The 16927-nt window shown below is 54.6% G+C and carries 22 protein-coding genes; all 22 read left to right on the top strand.

What is annotated here, in order from left to right; translation table 11 throughout:
* Nucleotides 1-13 precede the first annotated feature (13 nt).
* Complete coding sequence (gene flgB / locus NTU47_16150; protein MCX6135338.1) at nucleotides 14-439, top strand: flagellar basal body rod protein FlgB; 426 nt, start codon at nucleotides 14-16, stop codon at nucleotides 437-439.
* Entirely contained in the window at nucleotides 436-933 is a 498-nt protein-coding gene (gene flgC, locus NTU47_16145) for a flagellar basal body rod protein FlgC (protein ID MCX6135337.1), read from the top strand. Before flgB ends, flgC begins: the two co-directional genes overlap by 4 nt.
* Before the next feature lie 2 nt (nucleotides 934-935).
* Complete coding sequence (locus NTU47_16140) at nucleotides 936-1256, top strand: hypothetical protein (protein ID MCX6135336.1); 321 nt, start codon at nucleotides 936-938, stop codon at nucleotides 1254-1256.
* 6 nt (nucleotides 1257-1262) lie between these two features.
* On the top strand, nucleotides 1263-1568 hold the full coding sequence (fliE, locus tag NTU47_16135) for a flagellar hook-basal body complex protein FliE (GenBank protein ID MCX6135335.1): 306 nt from the start codon (nucleotides 1263-1265) through the stop codon (nucleotides 1566-1568).
* A gap of 3 nt (nucleotides 1569-1571) precedes the next feature.
* The gene (gene fliF, locus NTU47_16130) at nucleotides 1572-3122 is read left to right on the top strand and encodes a flagellar basal-body MS-ring/collar protein FliF (protein ID MCX6135334.1); all 1551 of its coding nucleotides are present in this window, start codon (nucleotides 1572-1574) and stop codon (nucleotides 3120-3122) included.
* A 31-nt stretch (nucleotides 3123-3153) separates the two neighbouring features.
* Nucleotides 3154-4179 carry a flagellar motor switch protein FliG gene (gene fliG / locus NTU47_16125; protein MCX6135333.1) on the top strand — a complete coding sequence of 342 codons (1026 nt, stop codon included), beginning with the start codon at nucleotides 3154-3156 and terminating at the stop codon, nucleotides 4177-4179.
* A 4-nt stretch (nucleotides 4180-4183) separates the two neighbouring features.
* Complete coding sequence (locus NTU47_16120; GenBank protein MCX6135332.1) at nucleotides 4184-4867, top strand: FliH/SctL family protein; 684 nt, start codon at nucleotides 4184-4186, stop codon at nucleotides 4865-4867.
* Nucleotides 4868-4901: 34 nt separating this feature from the next.
* Complete coding sequence (gene fliI, locus NTU47_16115; GenBank protein ID MCX6135331.1) at nucleotides 4902-6269, top strand: flagellar protein export ATPase FliI; 1368 nt, start codon at nucleotides 4902-4904, stop codon at nucleotides 6267-6269.
* Between the two features lie 5 nt (nucleotides 6270-6274).
* Nucleotides 6275-6745, top strand: a complete 471-nt coding sequence (gene fliJ / locus NTU47_16110) for a flagellar export protein FliJ (protein ID MCX6135330.1) — start codon at nucleotides 6275-6277, stop codon at nucleotides 6743-6745.
* Nucleotides 6742-7284, top strand: coding sequence for a hypothetical protein (locus NTU47_16105; protein MCX6135329.1), 543 nt, complete (start codon nucleotides 6742-6744; stop codon nucleotides 7282-7284). Before fliJ ends, NTU47_16105 begins: the two co-directional genes overlap by 4 nt.
* Nucleotides 7285-7287: 3 nt before the next feature.
* The gene (locus NTU47_16100; protein ID MCX6135328.1) at nucleotides 7288-9588 is read left to right on the top strand and encodes a flagellar hook-length control protein FliK; all 2301 of its coding nucleotides are present in this window, start codon (nucleotides 7288-7290) and stop codon (nucleotides 9586-9588) included.
* 18 nt (nucleotides 9589-9606) lie between these two features.
* Complete coding sequence (locus tag NTU47_16095) at nucleotides 9607-10275, top strand: flagellar hook capping protein (GenBank protein ID MCX6135327.1); 669 nt, start codon at nucleotides 9607-9609, stop codon at nucleotides 10273-10275.
* A gap of 3 nt (nucleotides 10276-10278) precedes the next feature.
* Entirely contained in the window at nucleotides 10279-10668 is a 390-nt protein-coding gene (locus NTU47_16090; GenBank protein MCX6135326.1) for a flagellar protein, read from the top strand.
* Nucleotides 10669-10787: 119 nt separating this feature from the next.
* Complete coding sequence (locus tag NTU47_16085) at nucleotides 10788-12059, top strand: flagellar hook protein FlgE (GenBank protein ID MCX6135325.1); 1272 nt, start codon at nucleotides 10788-10790, stop codon at nucleotides 12057-12059.
* 130 nt (nucleotides 12060-12189) lie between these two features.
* Nucleotides 12190-12390, top strand: coding sequence for a flagellar FlbD family protein (locus tag NTU47_16080; protein ID MCX6135324.1), 201 nt, complete (start codon nucleotides 12190-12192; stop codon nucleotides 12388-12390).
* A gap of 181 nt (nucleotides 12391-12571) precedes the next feature.
* A complete protein-coding gene (locus NTU47_16075; protein MCX6135323.1) occupies nucleotides 12572-13114 on the top strand; it encodes a flagellar basal body-associated FliL family protein in 543 nt (180 codons plus the stop codon).
* Nucleotides 13115-13128: 14 nt separating this feature from the next.
* The gene (fliM, locus tag NTU47_16070; GenBank protein ID MCX6135322.1) at nucleotides 13129-14130 is read left to right on the top strand and encodes a flagellar motor switch protein FliM; all 1002 of its coding nucleotides are present in this window, start codon (nucleotides 13129-13131) and stop codon (nucleotides 14128-14130) included.
* 22 nt (nucleotides 14131-14152) lie between these two features.
* A complete protein-coding gene (gene fliN / locus NTU47_16065) occupies nucleotides 14153-14581 on the top strand; it encodes a flagellar motor switch protein FliN (protein ID MCX6135321.1) in 429 nt (142 codons plus the stop codon).
* A 2-nt stretch (nucleotides 14582-14583) separates the two neighbouring features.
* Complete coding sequence (locus NTU47_16060; GenBank protein ID MCX6135320.1) at nucleotides 14584-15039, top strand: flagellar biosynthetic protein FliO; 456 nt, start codon at nucleotides 14584-14586, stop codon at nucleotides 15037-15039.
* Between the two features lie 51 nt (nucleotides 15040-15090).
* On the top strand, nucleotides 15091-15846 hold the full coding sequence (gene fliP / locus NTU47_16055; GenBank protein ID MCX6135319.1) for a flagellar type III secretion system pore protein FliP: 756 nt from the start codon (nucleotides 15091-15093) through the stop codon (nucleotides 15844-15846).
* 38 nt (nucleotides 15847-15884) lie between these two features.
* Complete coding sequence (fliQ, locus tag NTU47_16050; GenBank protein MCX6135318.1) at nucleotides 15885-16154, top strand: flagellar biosynthesis protein FliQ; 270 nt, start codon at nucleotides 15885-15887, stop codon at nucleotides 16152-16154.
* Between the two features lie 4 nt (nucleotides 16155-16158).
* Nucleotides 16159-16926, top strand: a complete 768-nt coding sequence (gene fliR, locus NTU47_16045; protein MCX6135317.1) for a flagellar biosynthetic protein FliR — start codon at nucleotides 16159-16161, stop codon at nucleotides 16924-16926.
* Nucleotide 16927 lies beyond the last annotated feature (1 nt).

The following is a 16927-nucleotide window of genomic DNA, read 5'->3' as shown; positions in this document are numbered from 1 at the left end:
GGGAGGCACATCCATGAAAATGTTCGAAGACACCAAAATCCCGCTTCTTTCAAAGGCGCTCTCAGCATACACGCTGCGACACAAGGCCATTTCCTCAAATATTGCCAACATCACGACCGTCGGATATCACAGCCAAAACGTCAGCTTCGAGGAACAACTGAACGGAGCGATGTCAGGCAAAACAATTACAGGGACGACAACGAATCCAGACCATATCCCCGTCGGCGCAATGTCGGCAAGGGAATCATCACCAGAAATCGTAGAATCCGGACTGGATGGAAGCGCCGAGAGTGATCCGACAGCAAGCGGCATCAACGACGTCGATATCGATAGGGAGATGACTGAACTGGCAAAGAACCAGCTTCGTTTTAAGTTCGCATCCAAACTTCTCGGTGAGTCATTCCGGGGCATACAGAAGAGCATTCGAGGACAAGTATGAAGATTGACGGCATGTTTTCGGGACTGAACATCAGCGCGAGCGGACTGAGTGCACAGCGCAAACGCATGAACGCCATCGCGTCGAACGTTGCGAATGCGGAAACGACCCGGACGGAAGATGGCGGGCCGTACCGTCGTAAGATTGTCCTGCTCCACTCCAAGCTGCAGGAAACGTTCGGGAGTATGATGAAGAATGCGGGGGGACGCCTCACCGCCACAGATGGTGCCCATTTTTCGGAGGGCGAGGGTGAATCAATGCAGGGCGGCGCAAGTGCCCCGGCCGTAGACGCAGCGGAGTCGTTTGACTCATCGCCGTTCAGGTCGGTCTACGATCCGAGCCACCCGGATGCTGATGAGTCAGGATATGTGAAGATGCCAAACGTCAACGTCGTTACTGAAATGGTCGATATGATTTCTGCATCACGATCGTATGAAGCGAATGTCACAGCCGTGAACGCCGCGAAAACGATGGCGAAAGATTCCCTGGAGATCTGACAATGAACGTGAATACAAAATTCTCATCAGCTCAATTCCCCACCTACACGCCGCACGGGCAGTCGACGGTGATGAAGCAGCGCCGTCCCATGGCCGGCGAAGCGAAAGAAGTCGCTCCCGGGAAGAAGACGGCAAGTGAAAAGATTGTGAAGGGGGCGGCACATGAAGATGCAGCGGACAGCGTGATCTCGGACACTGAGAAACAGTATTTCGAAGACCTGTTCCCAACATCAGCGGACGAGATTCGGTCGTACTCGCCGTACGGCAGGAACGGGATGAAGCTATCTGCGGATGTCGGATCGCTGGTTGACATGAAAGGGTAATGGGCCATGAAGATTAGTCAAGGACTGACTGTACTTCCCACACTCGACGGACCGAGCAAGAGCACGATTAACAAGACTCTCAAAGAGACGAACGCATCGTTTGGCGACACGCTGAATCAGGCCATCGCCGATGTGAACGGTCTCCAGCAGCAGGCAGGCAAAGCCGTTGAGAAAATGGTGACGGGCGAGGCAACCGATCTTCACGAAGTGATGATCGCTGTCGAAAAAGCCCGGACAAGCTTTGACCTTCTGATGGAGATACGCAACAAGACGATCGACGTCTACCGGGAGATCATGCGTATGCAGGTGTGATGAATGGCCGAAAACAGGAATCTCGTTGCTGATCAGGCTTCACGACTGTTCACAAAGCTTACAGGCAGGCAGAAAGCTCTCATCGCTGCCGTGACCGTCGCAGTCGTCATCGGCATGGTTGTGCTGGTCAATGTTGTCAATCGTCCTACGTATGGATTGTTGTTCAGCAATCTGACCGAACAGGATGCCTCGAAAATTGTCGAGAAGCTCAAGGAAAAATCTGTTCCCTATACACTGGAAGACGGCGGCAAGTCCATCCTGGTCCCCCGACAGCAGCTGTACGAGCTCAGGCTTGCTCTTGCCTCCGACGGTCTGCCGCATTCGAGCACGATCGGATACGAAATATTCGATCGCACGAACCTCGGCGTCTCCGACTTTGTCCAGAGGATCAACTATCGGAGAGCGCTGGAAGGCGAGATCTCGAGGACCATTCTTCAGCTCGATGAAGTGGAAGGCGTGCGCGTCCACATCGTAACTCCGGAGAAGGCGTTGTTTCGCGATGATGAGAAGCCTCCGACGGCGTCCGTGGTCCTGAAATTGAAAAGCGGGAAGCCGCTTGCCCGCGGGAGCGCACAAGGCATTGCACACCTTATCGCCAGCAGTGTTGAAGGCATGGATGCCTCGAATGTGACCATCGTCGATTCGCGTGGATCGATGCTCTCCGAGAATACGAAATCCAACTCTCTCACAGCTCTCAGCTCCACACAGTACGACCTCCAGCATAAGGTTGAATCCTACCTGGCCCAGAAGGCTCAGACGCTGCTCGACGGCGCCCTCGGCAACGGAAACTCCATGGTTCAGATCAGCGCGGAGCTCGATTTCCGGCAGGTGGACCGGACGCTCGAGCAATACGATCCCGACAACACGGTTGTGCGCAGTGAGCAGACGACGGAAGAGAAAAGCGCCATGCGTGACTCTCTCCCGCCTTCGACGCGGTTGAACACCGTGACCAACTACGAGGTAAACAAGACTGTCGAGCGCATCGTAGAAAACGTCGGAAACATCAAGCGGATCTCCGTTGCGGCGATTGTCAATCAGAAACAACGTGTGGTGGAAAAGGACGGGGCAAAGTCCGTTGTGCATACACCGCGGCCCCAGGAAGAAATGGATCGGTTGACCGAACTCGTGAAGAAAGCGGTCGGGTTCAACTCCCAGCGGAACGACGAAGTGTCGGTTGTCAACCTTCAATTCGATCAGAACACGGAGGAAGGCTTCCTGCTGAAAGACTCGCCGTTTGCGAACTGGTACGACATCGGTGAAAAGGTTCTCATGCTCCTGGCGATGGCTGGTGCCGTCGTCGTGATGCGATCGCTGCTGAACCGCATACGCACGCCGTTCGAAATGGGAAGAGGAACCTTGGGTGATCCTGCGATCGGCTCGCTGAGCGCCGGATCGCCGTTGATGCCCCGAGAGCCTATCTATGTCCCTTCGCCTGAGGAAGAAATCTCCCAGGATGCGTTGGTACGTGCGGAACGGCGTAATCGCATCGGTGATTACATCAAAAAGTCCCCCGAGGATGCCTCCAGGCTTCTGAAGGTTTGGTTGGCGGAATAGTAACTCCAATTCAGAGGATTCAAGTCTCGACATGGATAAGAAAACATCTCCGAGCAGAGCGATCTCGAACAAGCAAAAAGCTGCACTCCTGATGCTTTCACTGGATGTGGAAGCCGCGACGCGGCTGATGAAAGGGCTGACGTCGGAAGAGATCGAGTTTCTGACAGTGGAGATCGCAAGCCTGAAAGGCGTGCATTCGCTTCAGATCGACACCGTTATCGAGGAGTTTCACCAGCTCATCACAGCCCAGGAGTACGTGGTGCAGGGGGGGTGGGAGTTCGCACAGAAACTACTCGAGAGCTCTCTCGGCGCATCGAAGGCCCGAAGCGTGATGGACAAGGTTAAAACGCTCACACACGTGACCGGTTTTGCCATGTTGAAAAAGGCAGATCCCAAACAGCTCGCGAGCTTTCTTCAGAAGGAGCATCCACAGACAATCGCGCTCGTGCTGTCCAATCTCTCCGGCGATCAGACCGCCGGCGTGTTGGCCGAGTTTCCTGATGATCTGCGCAATGAAGTCGTCCTCCGTATAGCGACGCTTGGAAAGGTATCGCCGACTCTGCTGACCGAAATCGAAGACGTGCTCTCAGAAGTCGCGGAAGCTGAGATCAGCCAGAACATGAGCACGGTCGGCGGGACGAAATCTGTCGCCAACGTGTTGAACAAAATCAACAATGCGACGGCGAAGGGAATTCTCGAGTTCATCGAGCTGAAAGACGGTAATCTTGCCAATGAAGTGAAGCGCCTTATGTTCATGTTCGAGGACCTTGTGTACATCGATGACAGGGGCATCCAGCGTCTGCTCCGTGAGGTCGACAAAAAAGATCTTGCACTGTCGATGAAAGTGGCGGACGAGAATTTGAAAGAGAAGATCTACAAAAACATGTCGGAACGTGCACAGGAATTGTTGAGAGAAGAGCTGCAATTCATGGGTCCTGTACGACTCAAAGAAGTCGAGGCAGCTCAAACCCGCATCGTGATGATTATCCGTCAGTTGGAAGACTCGGGAGAACTCGTTGTCGCCGGCCGCGGAGGCAAGGAGGAAGTGGTTGTCTGAGGTCATGAAACTTCGCTCATCGCATTCAAGGATCAGGGTAGTCCGCGCTGCCGCCGCGCTGCCTGAGATTACACCCATGAAAGGTACGCCGGTTCGCGATCAATTCTCCATCTCCGGCAAAGGGGACATCGAACATCGTCCGGCCAGGACAAGAGAAGATGAAATCGACGAATTGTGCAGAGCGGAATACAACAAGGGAGTCGCCCAGGGGAACCGCAATGCTGCCGAGCAGCTTGGAAACGAGTATGAGGAACGACTGCTTGCGGAAAAGGCCAGGATTGACGGCATCGTGAACGCTGTGCGTGAGCAGTTCTCTGCCCTGTATGGATCGACAGAAGAGGCAGTCGTGAAATTTGCATTCGGTGTGGCGGAACGGATTATTCGACGGGAAGTGAGCCTCGATCGCACGATTGTCCTGGGACAGATCAGGGAGAGCGTCCGTCGCGTCCTGGGTGTCGAGCGCTTGACCATCCGTGTACACCCGGACGAACTCGCGGCAGTGCGGGAGCAGAAAAGCGTTATTCAATCGAACGGCGATTCGATTCGTGAAATCGTCGTCGAAGGCGACGAGGGACTTGCACTGGGCGACTGTGTTCTCGAAAGCGACATGGGAAACATCGATGCGCGGCTTTCGACCCAGCTGAAGCAGATCGAGAACGTGCTGTTCGAGAGCAAGGTGGTGTCATGAGCCGGGGCGTAAGAGTCCAGAGGGAGAACGCGTGATGGAAGCCGCTACGCTATTCCAGACAGAAGGCAGTCCGAAGATTATCGGTTTCGCCGAGAACGTCGATACGTACTTGTCTCGCCTCAAACACGTTGACCTGATTAAAGTCAACGGCCGCGTCACGCAGGTTATCGGCTTGGTTGTAGAGTCGAACGGTCCGAATTCGTCCCTCGGTGAAGTCTGTGTCGTCAAGTCGAAGGGGGGCGAGGATGTGTGCTACGCCGAAGTCGTGGGATTCCGCAACAATCGCGTTCTATCGATGATCCTGGGGGATGCGGCAGCGATTAGTCCGGGAAGTGAGATCGTCGCAACGGGGCGTGCGCTGTCAGTGAGCGTCGGTAAATCGCTTCTTGGTCGTGTTATCGATGGATTGGGACGGCCATTGGACGGAAAAGGACCTATCGAGCCTGAGGAAATGCGCCCTATCAACAATGCTCCACCGAACCCGCTCGAACGTAAACGCATCGTGGAGCCTGTCGCCACCGGCATACGGTCGATCGATGCGCTTCTGACGTGTGGCAAGGGACAGCGTGTGGGTATATTTGCGGGAAGCGGAGTTGGAAAGAGCGTGGCGCTTGGCATGATTGCGAGGAACACAAGTGCAGATGTCAATGTCATCTGTCTTGTAGGTGAACGCGGCAGGGAAGTCGGAGAGTTTCTGGACAGGGAACTGGGGGTGGAAGGACTGAAACGGTCGGTCGTTCTTGTTGCAACGAGCGATCAGGCGGCCCTCATCCGGATCAAAGCGGTCTTCATGGCAACGACGATCGCAGAGTATTTCAGGGACAAGGGTTTGGATGTGATGTTGTTGATGGACTCCGTCACGCGGTTCGCCATGGCTCAGCGAGAGGTGGGTCTCGCAATTGGCGAACCGCCGACGACCAAGGGGTATACCCCGTCGGTGTTTGCGTTGCTGCCGAAAGTCCTCGAACGGGCCGGTAATTCGGTCACAGGAAGCATCACCGGTCTCTACACGGTGCTGGTGGAGGGGGATGACATGAACGAACCGGTGGCAGACGCCGTCCGCTCGATCCTCGATGGTCACATCGTGCTCTCGCGCAGATTAGCTTCCTCCGGGCACTATCCGGCCGTCGACGTTCTCGAAAGCGTGAGCAGAGTCATGCCGTCGGTTACGAGCGAAGAACAGCGGGATGCTGCACACAAGCTCCTGGACATGCTGGCGACCTATCGCGAGGCGGAGGATCTAATCAACATTGGCGCATACGTCAAAGGCAGCAATCCACGGATTGACGAGGCCATCAAGCGAATCGCACCGATCCGGTCCTTTTTGCGCCAGAAGTCAGAGGAGAAGGCGGAATTCGGCCGGAGCGTCCAATCGCTGATCACATTGATGCAGGAAGGCTAGCACGAATGATGACGGTTGACCAGAACAATACTTTCGCGACTGTCTCCGCTTCTTCAAAGTTCAGAACTGTTTTGAAGGTGAAGAAGATCCAGGAGAGGAAGGCTCAATCGGAATTGTATCAACTGGAGCTTGTCCACGCTCGGGAAGAAGCGACGCTGACAGAGATCAAGGAAACCCAGAAGACCGCGCTCACCGATGCGGTCAGGAACATGAAAATCAAAGCCACCGAAGCTCAGACGAGCAGGGCTTTTATCAAACAGCTTTCACGCGAGATCGATGAACAGAAACAAAAGGTTGCCCAGGTTCGGGCGGAGAAATTCGAGAAGCGTGAGGAATTGGTTGAGCGGTCGAAATCGTCGAACATGATCGAGAAGCTGGACAAGAAAATGCAGGCGGAAGAGACCAAAGAAACCGAACGGAAAGAACAACGTCTCATCGACGTTCTCGCTCAAAGAATACGCACCGAGATATCATGAAAACTGCAGTCATTCTCGTAGTGGGCTCGCTGATCTCATTTCTGACGCTGCTCACGGCGGGGTTGGCACTGAGGTCCGCAAAGCCGGAATGGTTCGGAGGAGCCGCGAAGGCGCAGCAGCCGGCAGCAACGACAACAAATGCCGCAACACGGGCATCGCGCGATTCACTCCTCGCCAGTGGTGGGGCGGACACGTCACAGACCGCTGCTCAGGATGTCAAAAATGACTCCTCGATGGCTCGCGTCGACACGATGCTTGTTGCGAAACTCTCATCGAAAGCTATGGACCTGGAATCCCAGGTAGATTCGCTGAAGCGACAGCTTCAGGGAGTGAAAACGAAAACCGATACGACGGCGCAGCAAGACTGGAAATCGACTGCAAAGCTGATCGAATCGATGGGCGCAGAGGAAGCATGTAAGATTCTCAAAGAAATGAACGACGCCGATGTTAAACAGGTGCTGGGAAAGGTCAAGAAAAGACAGGCGGGGAAAATCCTCGCAATTCTTGATCCGGTCCGTGCAGCCAAACTTCTGAGGTGAACAGTGGCAGATATCGTATCGATCCTGGGTGTAGCGCAGAGTCCAACTTCTCTCTCGCCGAAGAAGAGCCAAAATGAAACGGATGCCGGAATTGGTTCCGCGCAGGATGTTGCCGCTCCGCCGGGCAACACGTTTAATCCCATTCTTGAGCAGATGATCGCTGCGTCGCAGGCCGGGACCACACCAAAGGTTTCCGAATCGTCGGGCGATGCTGTGGAGACTCAGATACAATCTGCTCCTGATGAAAGTGACCAAGCTTCAGTCTCTGTGCCCTGCATCAGCGAAGAGTTGATGAAGGTAGCAGTATCAGCGCAGGGACTCATGGTTCTTCCTTCGGGAGCACAACCGGCTGCGAAGACGGACAGCGCGGCATCGACAGTCTCAGAAACTCTCATTACCGGGATCGGTATTGCGGTCAGTACGGCCGCCGCGGGAGGCGGAGCCGGGATCTCTCTTGCCAGGGACCTCGAACTTTCGCCTTCCGCAGTTGTGAATCCTCAGGCGGATTCTTCAGCCACCGTCCTGACGTATTCAGATTCGCTTCCAGCGAACGTGGCTGCGATCGCGTCCGCAGTCGACGAACCGAACTCCGGCAGCGAAACTGCGGTATCCGCCACGCTGTCGCCAGCGGGCCACGCCGATGCGATCTCTCAACTCATGGTCAAGACCAGTCCAGATCAGGTGCTGACCGAAGACGAACAGAACGCACTCTCTTCGTTGCGCCTGGTTCGTCCGACTGGCGATTCCGGTTTGAGTCAGGCCCGGGAATCGGTTCCTGATCGGACGATGAAATTTGAACCCGCGTCTGCACGAGAGAATACAATGCAGAATGCTCCAGCGAAACCGAAAGGTCAGCTCGAGTCCACCGGAACGAAATCGGAGTCGCCGTCATCACCACAGGGAAAGGTTGACGCCACACAATGGACGGCTCGCGTGACGTCTCAGAAGGACGCGGTCACACCGAAGTCGGAACCGGGGAATCAGAAGGTTGAGGTGGAGAGGCCTTTTGGAGCATCTGCCAACGCAATCAGGAAGAGCGATGTCCCCGGCATACAGCTGCCGCCTTCGCCGAGGATGGTCCAGGCGGATCTTGACTCTGGAAAATCGAATCCTGCGGAGGTCATAGCGCCAAGTGGGTCGGGAAGTCCTGTCACATTGACGCAGGTGAGTCGCGAATTGCTGAAGCTGGTTCAGGACAGACTCGGTTTGACGCGGGTTGCGAGCGGCAAGCCCGCGGTAAAAGCAGAGAACTCTTCCCATGGTGCGGTTGACATCGCTTCCTTCGCGACTGGTAATGGAACGACGGAGGTTCCGATTGTCCCTGATGGGGAACTGCCGGTTATCGATGTTGCGAAGCCGTCGCTGCAATCAGAAACCTCGAACATGCCTGGTGGCAAGCATGGCAGCATTAGGCTGGCTGAATCGGCCGTGGATGTGGTTGATCGAAGCGATGAAGACAGCCGGAGCAGTGGCGGGGTGAGGCGGAGTGCCGGGACCAATGCGGCGTCTGCCAGTGTTGACGTGGCAACGGCAGGCGGGATTGTTGGAGCAGGCGACCGTCCGATCAGTCTGCTGGAACGGAAGGAAGGTGGTGCGATCCCGTCCGGTGCTTCCGTTAGCTCAATCGTGAAGCCTGAGGTGAAACAGCAGGAGTTAGGGGCTGAAGTCGGGGAAAAGGAGAAAGAGCAGGATCAGCCGGCAACGTCCGAGAAGAGCGTTTCAAAGCAGGATGCCTCGACTAAGACTTCAGTTGATTCCAAAGGACCATCCGCCGCCGGAACCACATTCAAGGAAGCCGCTGAGATCCAGAGAAACCAGCCGACAGCGTTTCAGGCGAGGATAGAACGTCACGAGACTGTGACCGTGCAGCAGAAGCAGGCGACGTTTTCTCCAGAGCTATTGAACAGCGTCCCCGATCAGGTGGCGAAAGAAATATCTCTCAAGCTCCTCGACAAAGTGTCTGAAATGAGGCTTGTCCTGAAGCCCGAGTCCCTCGGAGAAGTTGAGCTCAACGTGAGGATGGAAGAGGGTTCGATGGTAGCCCGCATCGAGGTGAGCCATAATCAGGTCCGTACGGCACTGGAGGCGAATCTTGCTCAGCTGAGTGATGCTCTGGCCAACAAAGGTATCCGGGTCGATCGCATCGACATCCTGACGTCCTCGAATTCTTCATCCCGCGAGTCACAGAGCCAGGGTCGGGAAAAGAGCAAGGGGGGATCAAAACGCCGCGCAGATGTAGAAGGAGTGGAAGCCTACGAGTCAACCCGCTTTCTGGGTTACAATACAGTGGAATACCTCATCTGATCAGTCAGGAGAAAAACCATGGGAAACGTTCAGCCACTGACAAGCGGACAAACGGTTACTCCGGCCCGAACGCCGAAGAGCACGCTGGGTAAGGATGATTTTCTGAACCTGCTTGTAACGCAGATGCAGCATCAGGACCCTCTTGATCCTATGAAAGGCACCGAGTTCGCTGCGCAACTCGCGCAATTCAGCTCGCTTGAACAGTTGACGAACATCAATTCGAACCTCACGCAGAGTCTGACGGCTAACGCATTCCTGGCCTCCTCGATCAACAACGCCCTGGCCGCGACATTCATCGGCAAAGAGGTGCGGGCCTCAGCGAGTTCGTTCCAATACAATAACACGGGAAATGTGAAACTGGGGTACTCGTTGAGCACTCCAGCGTCGTCTGTAACCGTGAAGATCTACGATGGCGCAGGCAATCTTGTAAAAACGCTGGCCGGCTCAAAAGGAGTTGGCGAGAACAACGTTACGTGGGACGGAACGGACGAGAATGGTCAGAGGGTGGGGACAGGCAACTACACATTCAAGGTGGATGCGGCGGACAGCACCGGCGCCAGCATTGATGCGAAAACGTACGTATTCGGGAAAGTCTCGGGCGTACGGTTCAAACCAGAGGGAACTGTGTTTGTGATCGATGACGTCGAGATCTCGCTCGCAAACATACTTGAAATCATGCAAGGATAGTATATGTCGACAACCAACATCAATGGAGTCAATGTCCCCTTCCTGCCGATCGGCGGTGTGGGTGGACTAGCACAGAAGAAGCCGTTTGATGTGCCCGAGGAACGTTCGTTCAGAAAAGTCCTCGACAGCGAGTTGAGCGGGCTGAAGTTCTCGAAACACGCGCAGGACCGGCTTCAGCAGCGTCATATCGAGCTGACTGACGCGGATAAACAACAACTGGAAAAGGCCGTAACGCTCGCTGAACAGAAAGGCGCTCAGGATTCATTGGTGTTCTTGCGGGACTTGGCGTTCATCGTCAGCGTGAAGAACAAAACCGTCGTTACGGCGATTGACAATGAGCATCTGCGGGAAAACGTGTTCACAAACATAGATAGCGCGATTGTAGCATCATAACCAACAACCAGGGCTGGCCCTTTACGCCGCACACGCGGTCACAAAGGAGGCCCCTCCGCCAGGTTGACCGACCGATATCTGGCGAAGCATACACACAAAACTCTCAGGAGGGTACTACTATGGCATTTCTTCGGTCTCTTTCGGCAGGCGTCACTGGTCTGCAAAACTACACCACCATGATGGACGTAATCGGTAATAACGTCGCCAACATCAACACTATCGGTTTCAAGAGCAGCCGTATCACGTTTGGTGAATTGTTCTCTCAGACGGTACGTGGAGCGACGCAGAACACCGGAACCACAGGTGGCACGAACCCGGTTCAGGTTGGTCTTGGAGCATCTGTGATGTCGATCGATACGATTTTCTCACAGGGAGTTATCGAGTCCACTGGCAATCAGTCCGACCTCGCAATTGAAGGGTCTGGTTTGTTCATCGTCAGGAATGGCAACAAGAATCTCTACACTCGCGTCGGAGCATACGAACGCGATTCGACTGGTGCGCTCGTGATGAAAGGTACGGGAGCCGTGCTTCAGGGAAAGCTGGCCAATGGGCAGGGTGTTATTCCCGCAGGTGCCAGTTTGGGTGACGTGGTCATTGACATGTCAAGGAAGTCGGCACCAAAAGCGACGGACGTTGCGAAAATTGCCGGAAACCTGGACGCTTCGGCTGCCACGTACGTCCCGGCAGCGGCGGGCCCGCCGGCGGTTCCTGAATCTGGTGGCAAGGTCAACACGACGTTCAACGTGTTCGATTCACTCGGCATCACGCACGCATTCACTGCGACGCTGACCAAGAACGCGACGGCCAACAAATGGGACTACAAGGTGACTGACGCCGCAGGGGTATCGCTCGGGACGGGGAGTGTGACCTTCAACGCGGACGGTTCCGTCGCTACGGGATCGCCCGCTGTGATCCCGGCGGTTGCACTCACAAACGGTGCATCGAGCCTCAATGTCAGTCTTGATTTCAGTACGCTTACGCAGACCCAGGGAACTTCGGTGCTGACCCCGACCAATATTGCGGGATACGCGTCCGGAGATATGTCAAGTTGGGCAATTGACCAGAACGGCTACATCACCGGAAGTTTCACGAATGGCCAGGTCATGACGCTGGGTCGTATTGTACTCGGTGAGCCGACGAATCCGTCGGGCCTGAGCAGGGTCGGCGATGGTTTGTACGACATCTCGCCGAATTCCGGAACAATATCGATCATCAACCCGGGTGCCGGATCAACATCCCGGATCCTGCCATCATCCCTCGAGCAGTCGAACGTCGATCTGCCGGAGGAGTTCACGAAGATGATTGTGGCACAGCGCGGTTTCCAGGCGAATTCGAGGGTCATCACAACGAGTGATGAAATCCTGAATGAAGTGGTCAACTTGAAGCGGTAATCGTTTTCGCTCCGGGGAAGTCCGCGTGACTTCCCCGGAGTACTTGTTTTCTTGTCAAGAACAGAACGGATCCGGTCCGTCACCTGGCAGTTTACTGCCGTGACCTTCCGGTTCAAATACAGGAGCATCCATGATTGAGCTGCACAGGTTGCAGAATCAGAAGATCATTGTCAGTGCAGACCTGATCGAATTCCTCGAATCGACCCCGGACACTATCATCAGCACGACGACCGGGAAGAAGATCATTGTGAAGGAGTCGGTCGATGAGGTCATTCAGAAGGTGATAGCCTACAAGAAGGAGTTCACATCGCCCAGGAAACGCAAAGCCTGATCGCCACAGGCTTTCAATAATCCACATCTGCCTACTATTAGCCAACAAGCTCGACACTCCCCGGTTTCTCCCCTTTCAGATCTTCACAGTATCCAACGATTCAGCCATTTCTGGCCTTTGAGAGCGCCGACCGGTTGGCACGAGGTTTGCCCGACTAGGTCTGGATAAACGGAGACCAATCATGGCAAAAGATACGCCCGCACTCGATCCTAAAGCACCACAACCAGCACCAGCAGCGCCGCCGGCGAAAGAAGGTCTGTCAATGAAGAAGATCCTGATGTTCGGCGGGCCGATCATCCTTGTACAAATCGTCGTCATTTACTTCCTCGTGACGAAATTCCTCGCCCCGTCGCCGGCACAGGGTGGACAGGAAGTCGTTGCAGCGGAACATGACGAGAAGAAGGGAGAAGGGGGAGAACAGACGACGCAAATCGTTGTCATTAAGGATGTTATTGTCAATCCGGCAGGGACAAATGGCAATCGTCTGCTGGTCACAACTGTCGGCATCGAAGTGCTGACCGCAGAGGCGAAAACGGAATTGGAGCAGAAAGAAGTTCAAACGCGCGACGTGCTCGTCACGATACTCACCGGCAAACGCCTGGAAGAACTGGCGGCCCCGGAACAACGGGATGCCCTCCGCGAAGAAATCGGCAAGAGCGTCAGCAAGCTGCTGCGCAGCGGTAAACTGAAAAACGTCTACATCAGCAAGTTCATCATCCAATAAGAACCTGATCACGCATGCCTGAGATTCTTTCACAACAAGAGATCGATAGTCTTCTCGCCGGGATCTCGACCGGTGTTGTCGAGCCCGTCGTGCCTGAAGAAACGGAACGGAAGGCTGTGCGTGACATCATCACGTTCGATTTCCGGCTTCCGCACCGCCTTTCGAAAAATCAGCTGAGAACGCTTCAGGCGGTGCACGAAGGCTTCAGCGAGACATTTGGCTCCTACCTGATTTCGAGGTTACAGACAAACCTGAATGTGTCAGTGACTTCAGTGGACCAGATCTTCTACTCGGAATATGTCCTTTCTATCGGCAATCCAAGCTGTCTGTATTTGTTCCGCATTGTCGAATCAGACGCCCTTGCAGTGATTGAGCTTTCCCCGCAGCTCGTTCTTTCGATCGTTTCCCGGCTGCTCGGCGGCTCGCTGGAGTCTGAGAAAGACCCAAGACTTATTACGCAGATCGAACAGAGCATCATCAAAGGAATCGTTCTCAGAGCGCTCTCTGACCTGCAGAAGGCGTGGAAAACAGTCGGCTCGCTCACATTCCAGCTCGAACGGTACGAGTCGGAGGGTGATTTCGTCCAGATTGCACCGATGAGCGAAATCGTTCTCCTGGTGTCGCTCGAACTGTCATTCGGGGACCAGAAATATCTCATGAATATCTGCTTTCCGACATTTGCTCTCGATGAAGTGCTCTCGAAGTTGAACACACAATCGCTGAAGAGCATGACGATCTCGAGCAAGAGCGGGAAATGGTCCACCGCCTTGATGAAGGACATCTCGACAACCACGGTCCCGGCAACGGCTGTGCTCGGTTACACAACGATCGCGCTGAGTGAACTCTTGGAACTCGAGCCTGGTGATATTCTTCGGACGAACCTTCCCATTTCGGGCGAGGTGGAAGTGGACATCGGAGGTAAGCCCTGGCTGTGGGGCAGACCTGGTGTTTCGAACGGCCGGATGGCGGTCAAGGTTCAGCGCGTAGGGTCGGAAGCACAAAAGGATTCTCAATAATCACCAACGAAGAGATGGCACTATGGATGCACATGATGAAGAAGCGAAGGCAGAAGAACTGATGCTCGAGGCGTTTGCAGCCGGGCAGGCTCAGACGCAGGAGAGTGTGCAGGCGGCTCAACCGGCAGCGGAAGTACAGACTGCCCAGTTCCAGAAAGTCGACCCGAGTCCGCACAGCGGTTCGAAGGACCGGAAGATGGACATGCTGATGGACCTGACACTGCAGGTGTCCATCGAGCTGGGCCGGACCACGATGTTGATCAAGGATATTCTCGATCTGCAGCGTGGCTCCGTAGTGGAGTTTGAAAAGCTAGCCAGCGAGCCGGTCGACATTCTGATCAACGGCAAGAAAATGGCTGAAGGAGAAGTGGTCGTCATCGAGAAGCACTTCGGAATCCGCATCACAAGCCTGGTCGAGACGGCCGAGCGTGTCAAAGCACTGGGGAGGTAAGTATGGAATTCGCACTTGTCAAGACGATCTTCTCCCTGATAGCTGTGCTTGGGTTGATGGTCGTGGTACTGCTAGCGGTGAAGAAGTTCTCGCATATAGGCTCCGGGAGCAGGGCAAATCTGGTCGATATCGAGGTCCTGAGCCAGAAGGTTCTTCAGCCGAAGCGCATGCTGTACGTCGTCAAGGTCCTGAACAAAGTTCTGGTGATCAGTTCCACCGAGCAGGGTATCCAGCCGGTTGGGGAGATCGATGACGCGGCCGTAGTTCTATCGCTGGAAGCCCGGCAGGAAAGCGCCCGGGATCAGAAGGAGTCCTCGTTTGTGAGCTTCAAGCAAAGACTCCGCACCGCCGAGACGCTCGGTGATTTCTTCCACAAACCTTTCAATGTCATCCTCTGGAGAGGGGATAAGCCGGGGATTGCTTCCTCCGTCGACGCAGGCAAGGTAGTACACTCGTAATCCACGGGCACAGGGACTGCAGGGACGCGTCGTTCAATACGCTAAGGAACCATGATTAGAAAACTCGCAGTTGTATGTTTGTTGCTCGCCGTTCTGGCGGCAGAATTGCCGGCTCAGCAAAAGATTCTTCCGATGCCGAAAATTTCCTTCGAGGTGGGTAAAGCGACAAAGCCGGAGGATGTCTCCGTCACGCTGCAGATCCTGTTTCTGATGACGATCCTGTCGCTTGCGCCGGCGTTGCTGATTCTCACGACCGCGTTCACACGCATCATCGTTGTGCTCCATTTCCTGAAGCAGGCCATGGGAACGCCGCAGATGCCTCCAGCGCAGGTGCTCCTGGGGTTGGCGATGTTCCTCACGTTCTTCGTCATGGCTCCCGTCTGGAACAAAGTTAACACCGAGGCACTCCAGCCCTACCTCCAGAACAAGATGACGATGAACAATGCATACGACAAGGGCGTGGAACCGCTGCGCGAATTCATGTTCAAACAGACCCGGGAGGAAGATCTTGCCTTGTTCGTCAAGATGGCGAACCTGGAAAAACCGAAGAACAGAACGGAAATTCCAACCTATGTGTTGATTCCGGCGTTTTCTATAAGCGAGCTGCGGATCGGGTTCCAGATCGGCCTGGTGCTCTTCGTTCCGTTCCTGATTATCGATATGGTTGTGGCAAGCATTCTCATGGCCATGGGCATGATGATGCTGCCCCCGGCGATGATCTCGATGCCGTTCAAAATACTCCTGTTCATTCTCGTGGATGGCTGGCACCTCGTGATCGGATCTCTGATCGCCAGCTTCCATGTGTAAGTCCCCGCATTCGGTTCACAGCAGACAGAGAACATAGCATGACAGAAGATTTCATCATCCACGTGTTTCGGGAAGCATTTTATACCCTCATCCTCGTCTCAGGTCCGACGCTTCTGATATCGCTTGTTATCGGCTTGTTGATTTCGATCTTTCAGGCCGCGACGTCGATCCAGGAGGCAACACTTACCTTCGTGCCGAAGATCATTGTGATGGCTGCAGTCATCGTCCTGACGCTCCCCTGGATTCTTGATATCCTGATGTCGTTCACAATCAACTTGTTCAGCCAAATACCCACGCTGGGACACTGACCGCATGGAAGTGTATGTTTCACAATTCATGGTCTTTATTCTGATGTTTGCGAGGATCGCGTCGCTGATCGTGGTCGCACCAATCCTCGGCCATCAGGCGATTCCGGCGCAGCTCAAAGTGGCCCTGGCGCTCTTTCTGACGTTTGTGCTCTTCCCCATGCAGTCATCCGTGGCATTGAAAATCGATATCAAGTTAATCGGCATGATTGTGCTTGTTCTGCAGGAGATTTGTGTAGGACTTATCATCGGGTTTGCAGTTGGGTTGTTGTTCGCCGGCATCCATTACGCCGGTGAACTCATCGGCTTCGATATGGGATATTCCATCGCCAGCGTGTACGACCCTGAGATGAACGCTACGATTCCCGTTGTGGGTGAAGTCCTCTATACGTTTATGGCGCTGGTGTTTCTCGCTCTGAATGGACATCATTTCATACTGCAGGCACTGCAGCTGAGCTACAAAGCGGTTCCCATCGGTGGATTCTCCCTTGCGGCAGCCGCATACCAGAAGATGGTGAGTCTCTCCGGACTGATGTTTGCCGTTGCAGTCAAGTTCGCCGCCCCGGTCATCGTTGCAATGTTCCTCACCAACATAGCCCTTGCGATCATCACTAGGGTGATGCCGCAGATGAATATCTTCGGTGTCGCATTTCCATTGAAAATCGGAGTCGGCCTTGTCGTCCTGATGACGTCGGCACCCGTGATGGTATTCGTGTTCAAGAAGCTCCTGTTGGTGTTTGAAAACAATATTCTTGAACTGGTGAGGGCATTGTAGA

It is taken from the genome of Ignavibacteriales bacterium, from assembly GCA_026390595.1.
Lineage (GTDB): Bacteria > Bacteroidota > Ignavibacteria > UBA10030 > UBA10030 > UBA9647.
The sequence above is the reverse complement of the archived record's forward strand: the minus strand, read 5'-3'. Positions and strand labels throughout refer to the sequence as shown.

What these genes read in the sequence shown, in the direction of transcription:
- NTU47_16075 (MCX6135323.1), top strand. Translation starts at nt 12,572, where the DNA reads ATGGCAAAAGATACGCCCGCACTCGATCCTAAAGCACCACAACCAGCA.
- fliF (MCX6135334.1), top strand. Translation starts at nt 1,572, where the DNA reads ATGGCCGAAAACAGGAATCTCGTTGCTGATCAGGCTTCACGACTGTTC.
- NTU47_16105 (MCX6135329.1), top strand. Translation starts at nt 6,742, where the DNA reads ATGAAAACTGCAGTCATTCTCGTAGTGGGCTCGCTGATCTCATTTCTG.
- fliG (MCX6135333.1), top strand. Translation starts at nt 3,154, where the DNA reads ATGGATAAGAAAACATCTCCGAGCAGAGCGATCTCGAACAAGCAAAAA.
- flgB (MCX6135338.1), top strand. Translation starts at nt 14, where the DNA reads ATGAAAATGTTCGAAGACACCAAAATCCCGCTTCTTTCAAAGGCGCTC.
- fliN (MCX6135321.1), top strand. Translation starts at nt 14,153, where the DNA reads ATGGATGCACATGATGAAGAAGCGAAGGCAGAAGAACTGATGCTCGAG.
- fliQ (MCX6135318.1), top strand. Translation starts at nt 15,885, where the DNA reads ATGACAGAAGATTTCATCATCCACGTGTTTCGGGAAGCATTTTATACC.
- fliM (MCX6135322.1), top strand. Translation starts at nt 13,129, where the DNA reads ATGCCTGAGATTCTTTCACAACAAGAGATCGATAGTCTTCTCGCCGGG.
- fliP (MCX6135319.1), top strand. Translation starts at nt 15,091, where the DNA reads ATGATTAGAAAACTCGCAGTTGTATGTTTGTTGCTCGCCGTTCTGGCG.
- NTU47_16060 (MCX6135320.1), top strand. Translation starts at nt 14,584, where the DNA reads ATGGAATTCGCACTTGTCAAGACGATCTTCTCCCTGATAGCTGTGCTT.
- fliE (MCX6135335.1), top strand. Translation starts at nt 1,263, where the DNA reads ATGAAGATTAGTCAAGGACTGACTGTACTTCCCACACTCGACGGACCG.
- NTU47_16140 (MCX6135336.1), top strand. Translation starts at nt 936, where the DNA reads ATGAACGTGAATACAAAATTCTCATCAGCTCAATTCCCCACCTACACG.
- NTU47_16120 (MCX6135332.1), top strand. Translation starts at nt 4,184, where the DNA reads ATGAAACTTCGCTCATCGCATTCAAGGATCAGGGTAGTCCGCGCTGCC.
- flgC (MCX6135337.1), top strand. Translation starts at nt 436, where the DNA reads ATGAAGATTGACGGCATGTTTTCGGGACTGAACATCAGCGCGAGCGGA.
- NTU47_16095 (MCX6135327.1), top strand. Translation starts at nt 9,607, where the DNA reads ATGGGAAACGTTCAGCCACTGACAAGCGGACAAACGGTTACTCCGGCC.
- NTU47_16085 (MCX6135325.1), top strand. Translation starts at nt 10,788, where the DNA reads ATGGCATTTCTTCGGTCTCTTTCGGCAGGCGTCACTGGTCTGCAAAAC.
- fliJ (MCX6135330.1), top strand. Translation starts at nt 6,275, where the DNA reads ATGATGACGGTTGACCAGAACAATACTTTCGCGACTGTCTCCGCTTCT.
- fliR (MCX6135317.1), top strand. Translation starts at nt 16,159, where the DNA reads ATGGAAGTGTATGTTTCACAATTCATGGTCTTTATTCTGATGTTTGCG.
- NTU47_16080 (MCX6135324.1), top strand. Translation starts at nt 12,190, where the DNA reads ATGATTGAGCTGCACAGGTTGCAGAATCAGAAGATCATTGTCAGTGCA.
- fliI (MCX6135331.1), top strand. Translation starts at nt 4,902, where the DNA reads ATGGAAGCCGCTACGCTATTCCAGACAGAAGGCAGTCCGAAGATTATC.
- NTU47_16090 (MCX6135326.1), top strand. Translation starts at nt 10,279, where the DNA reads ATGTCGACAACCAACATCAATGGAGTCAATGTCCCCTTCCTGCCGATC.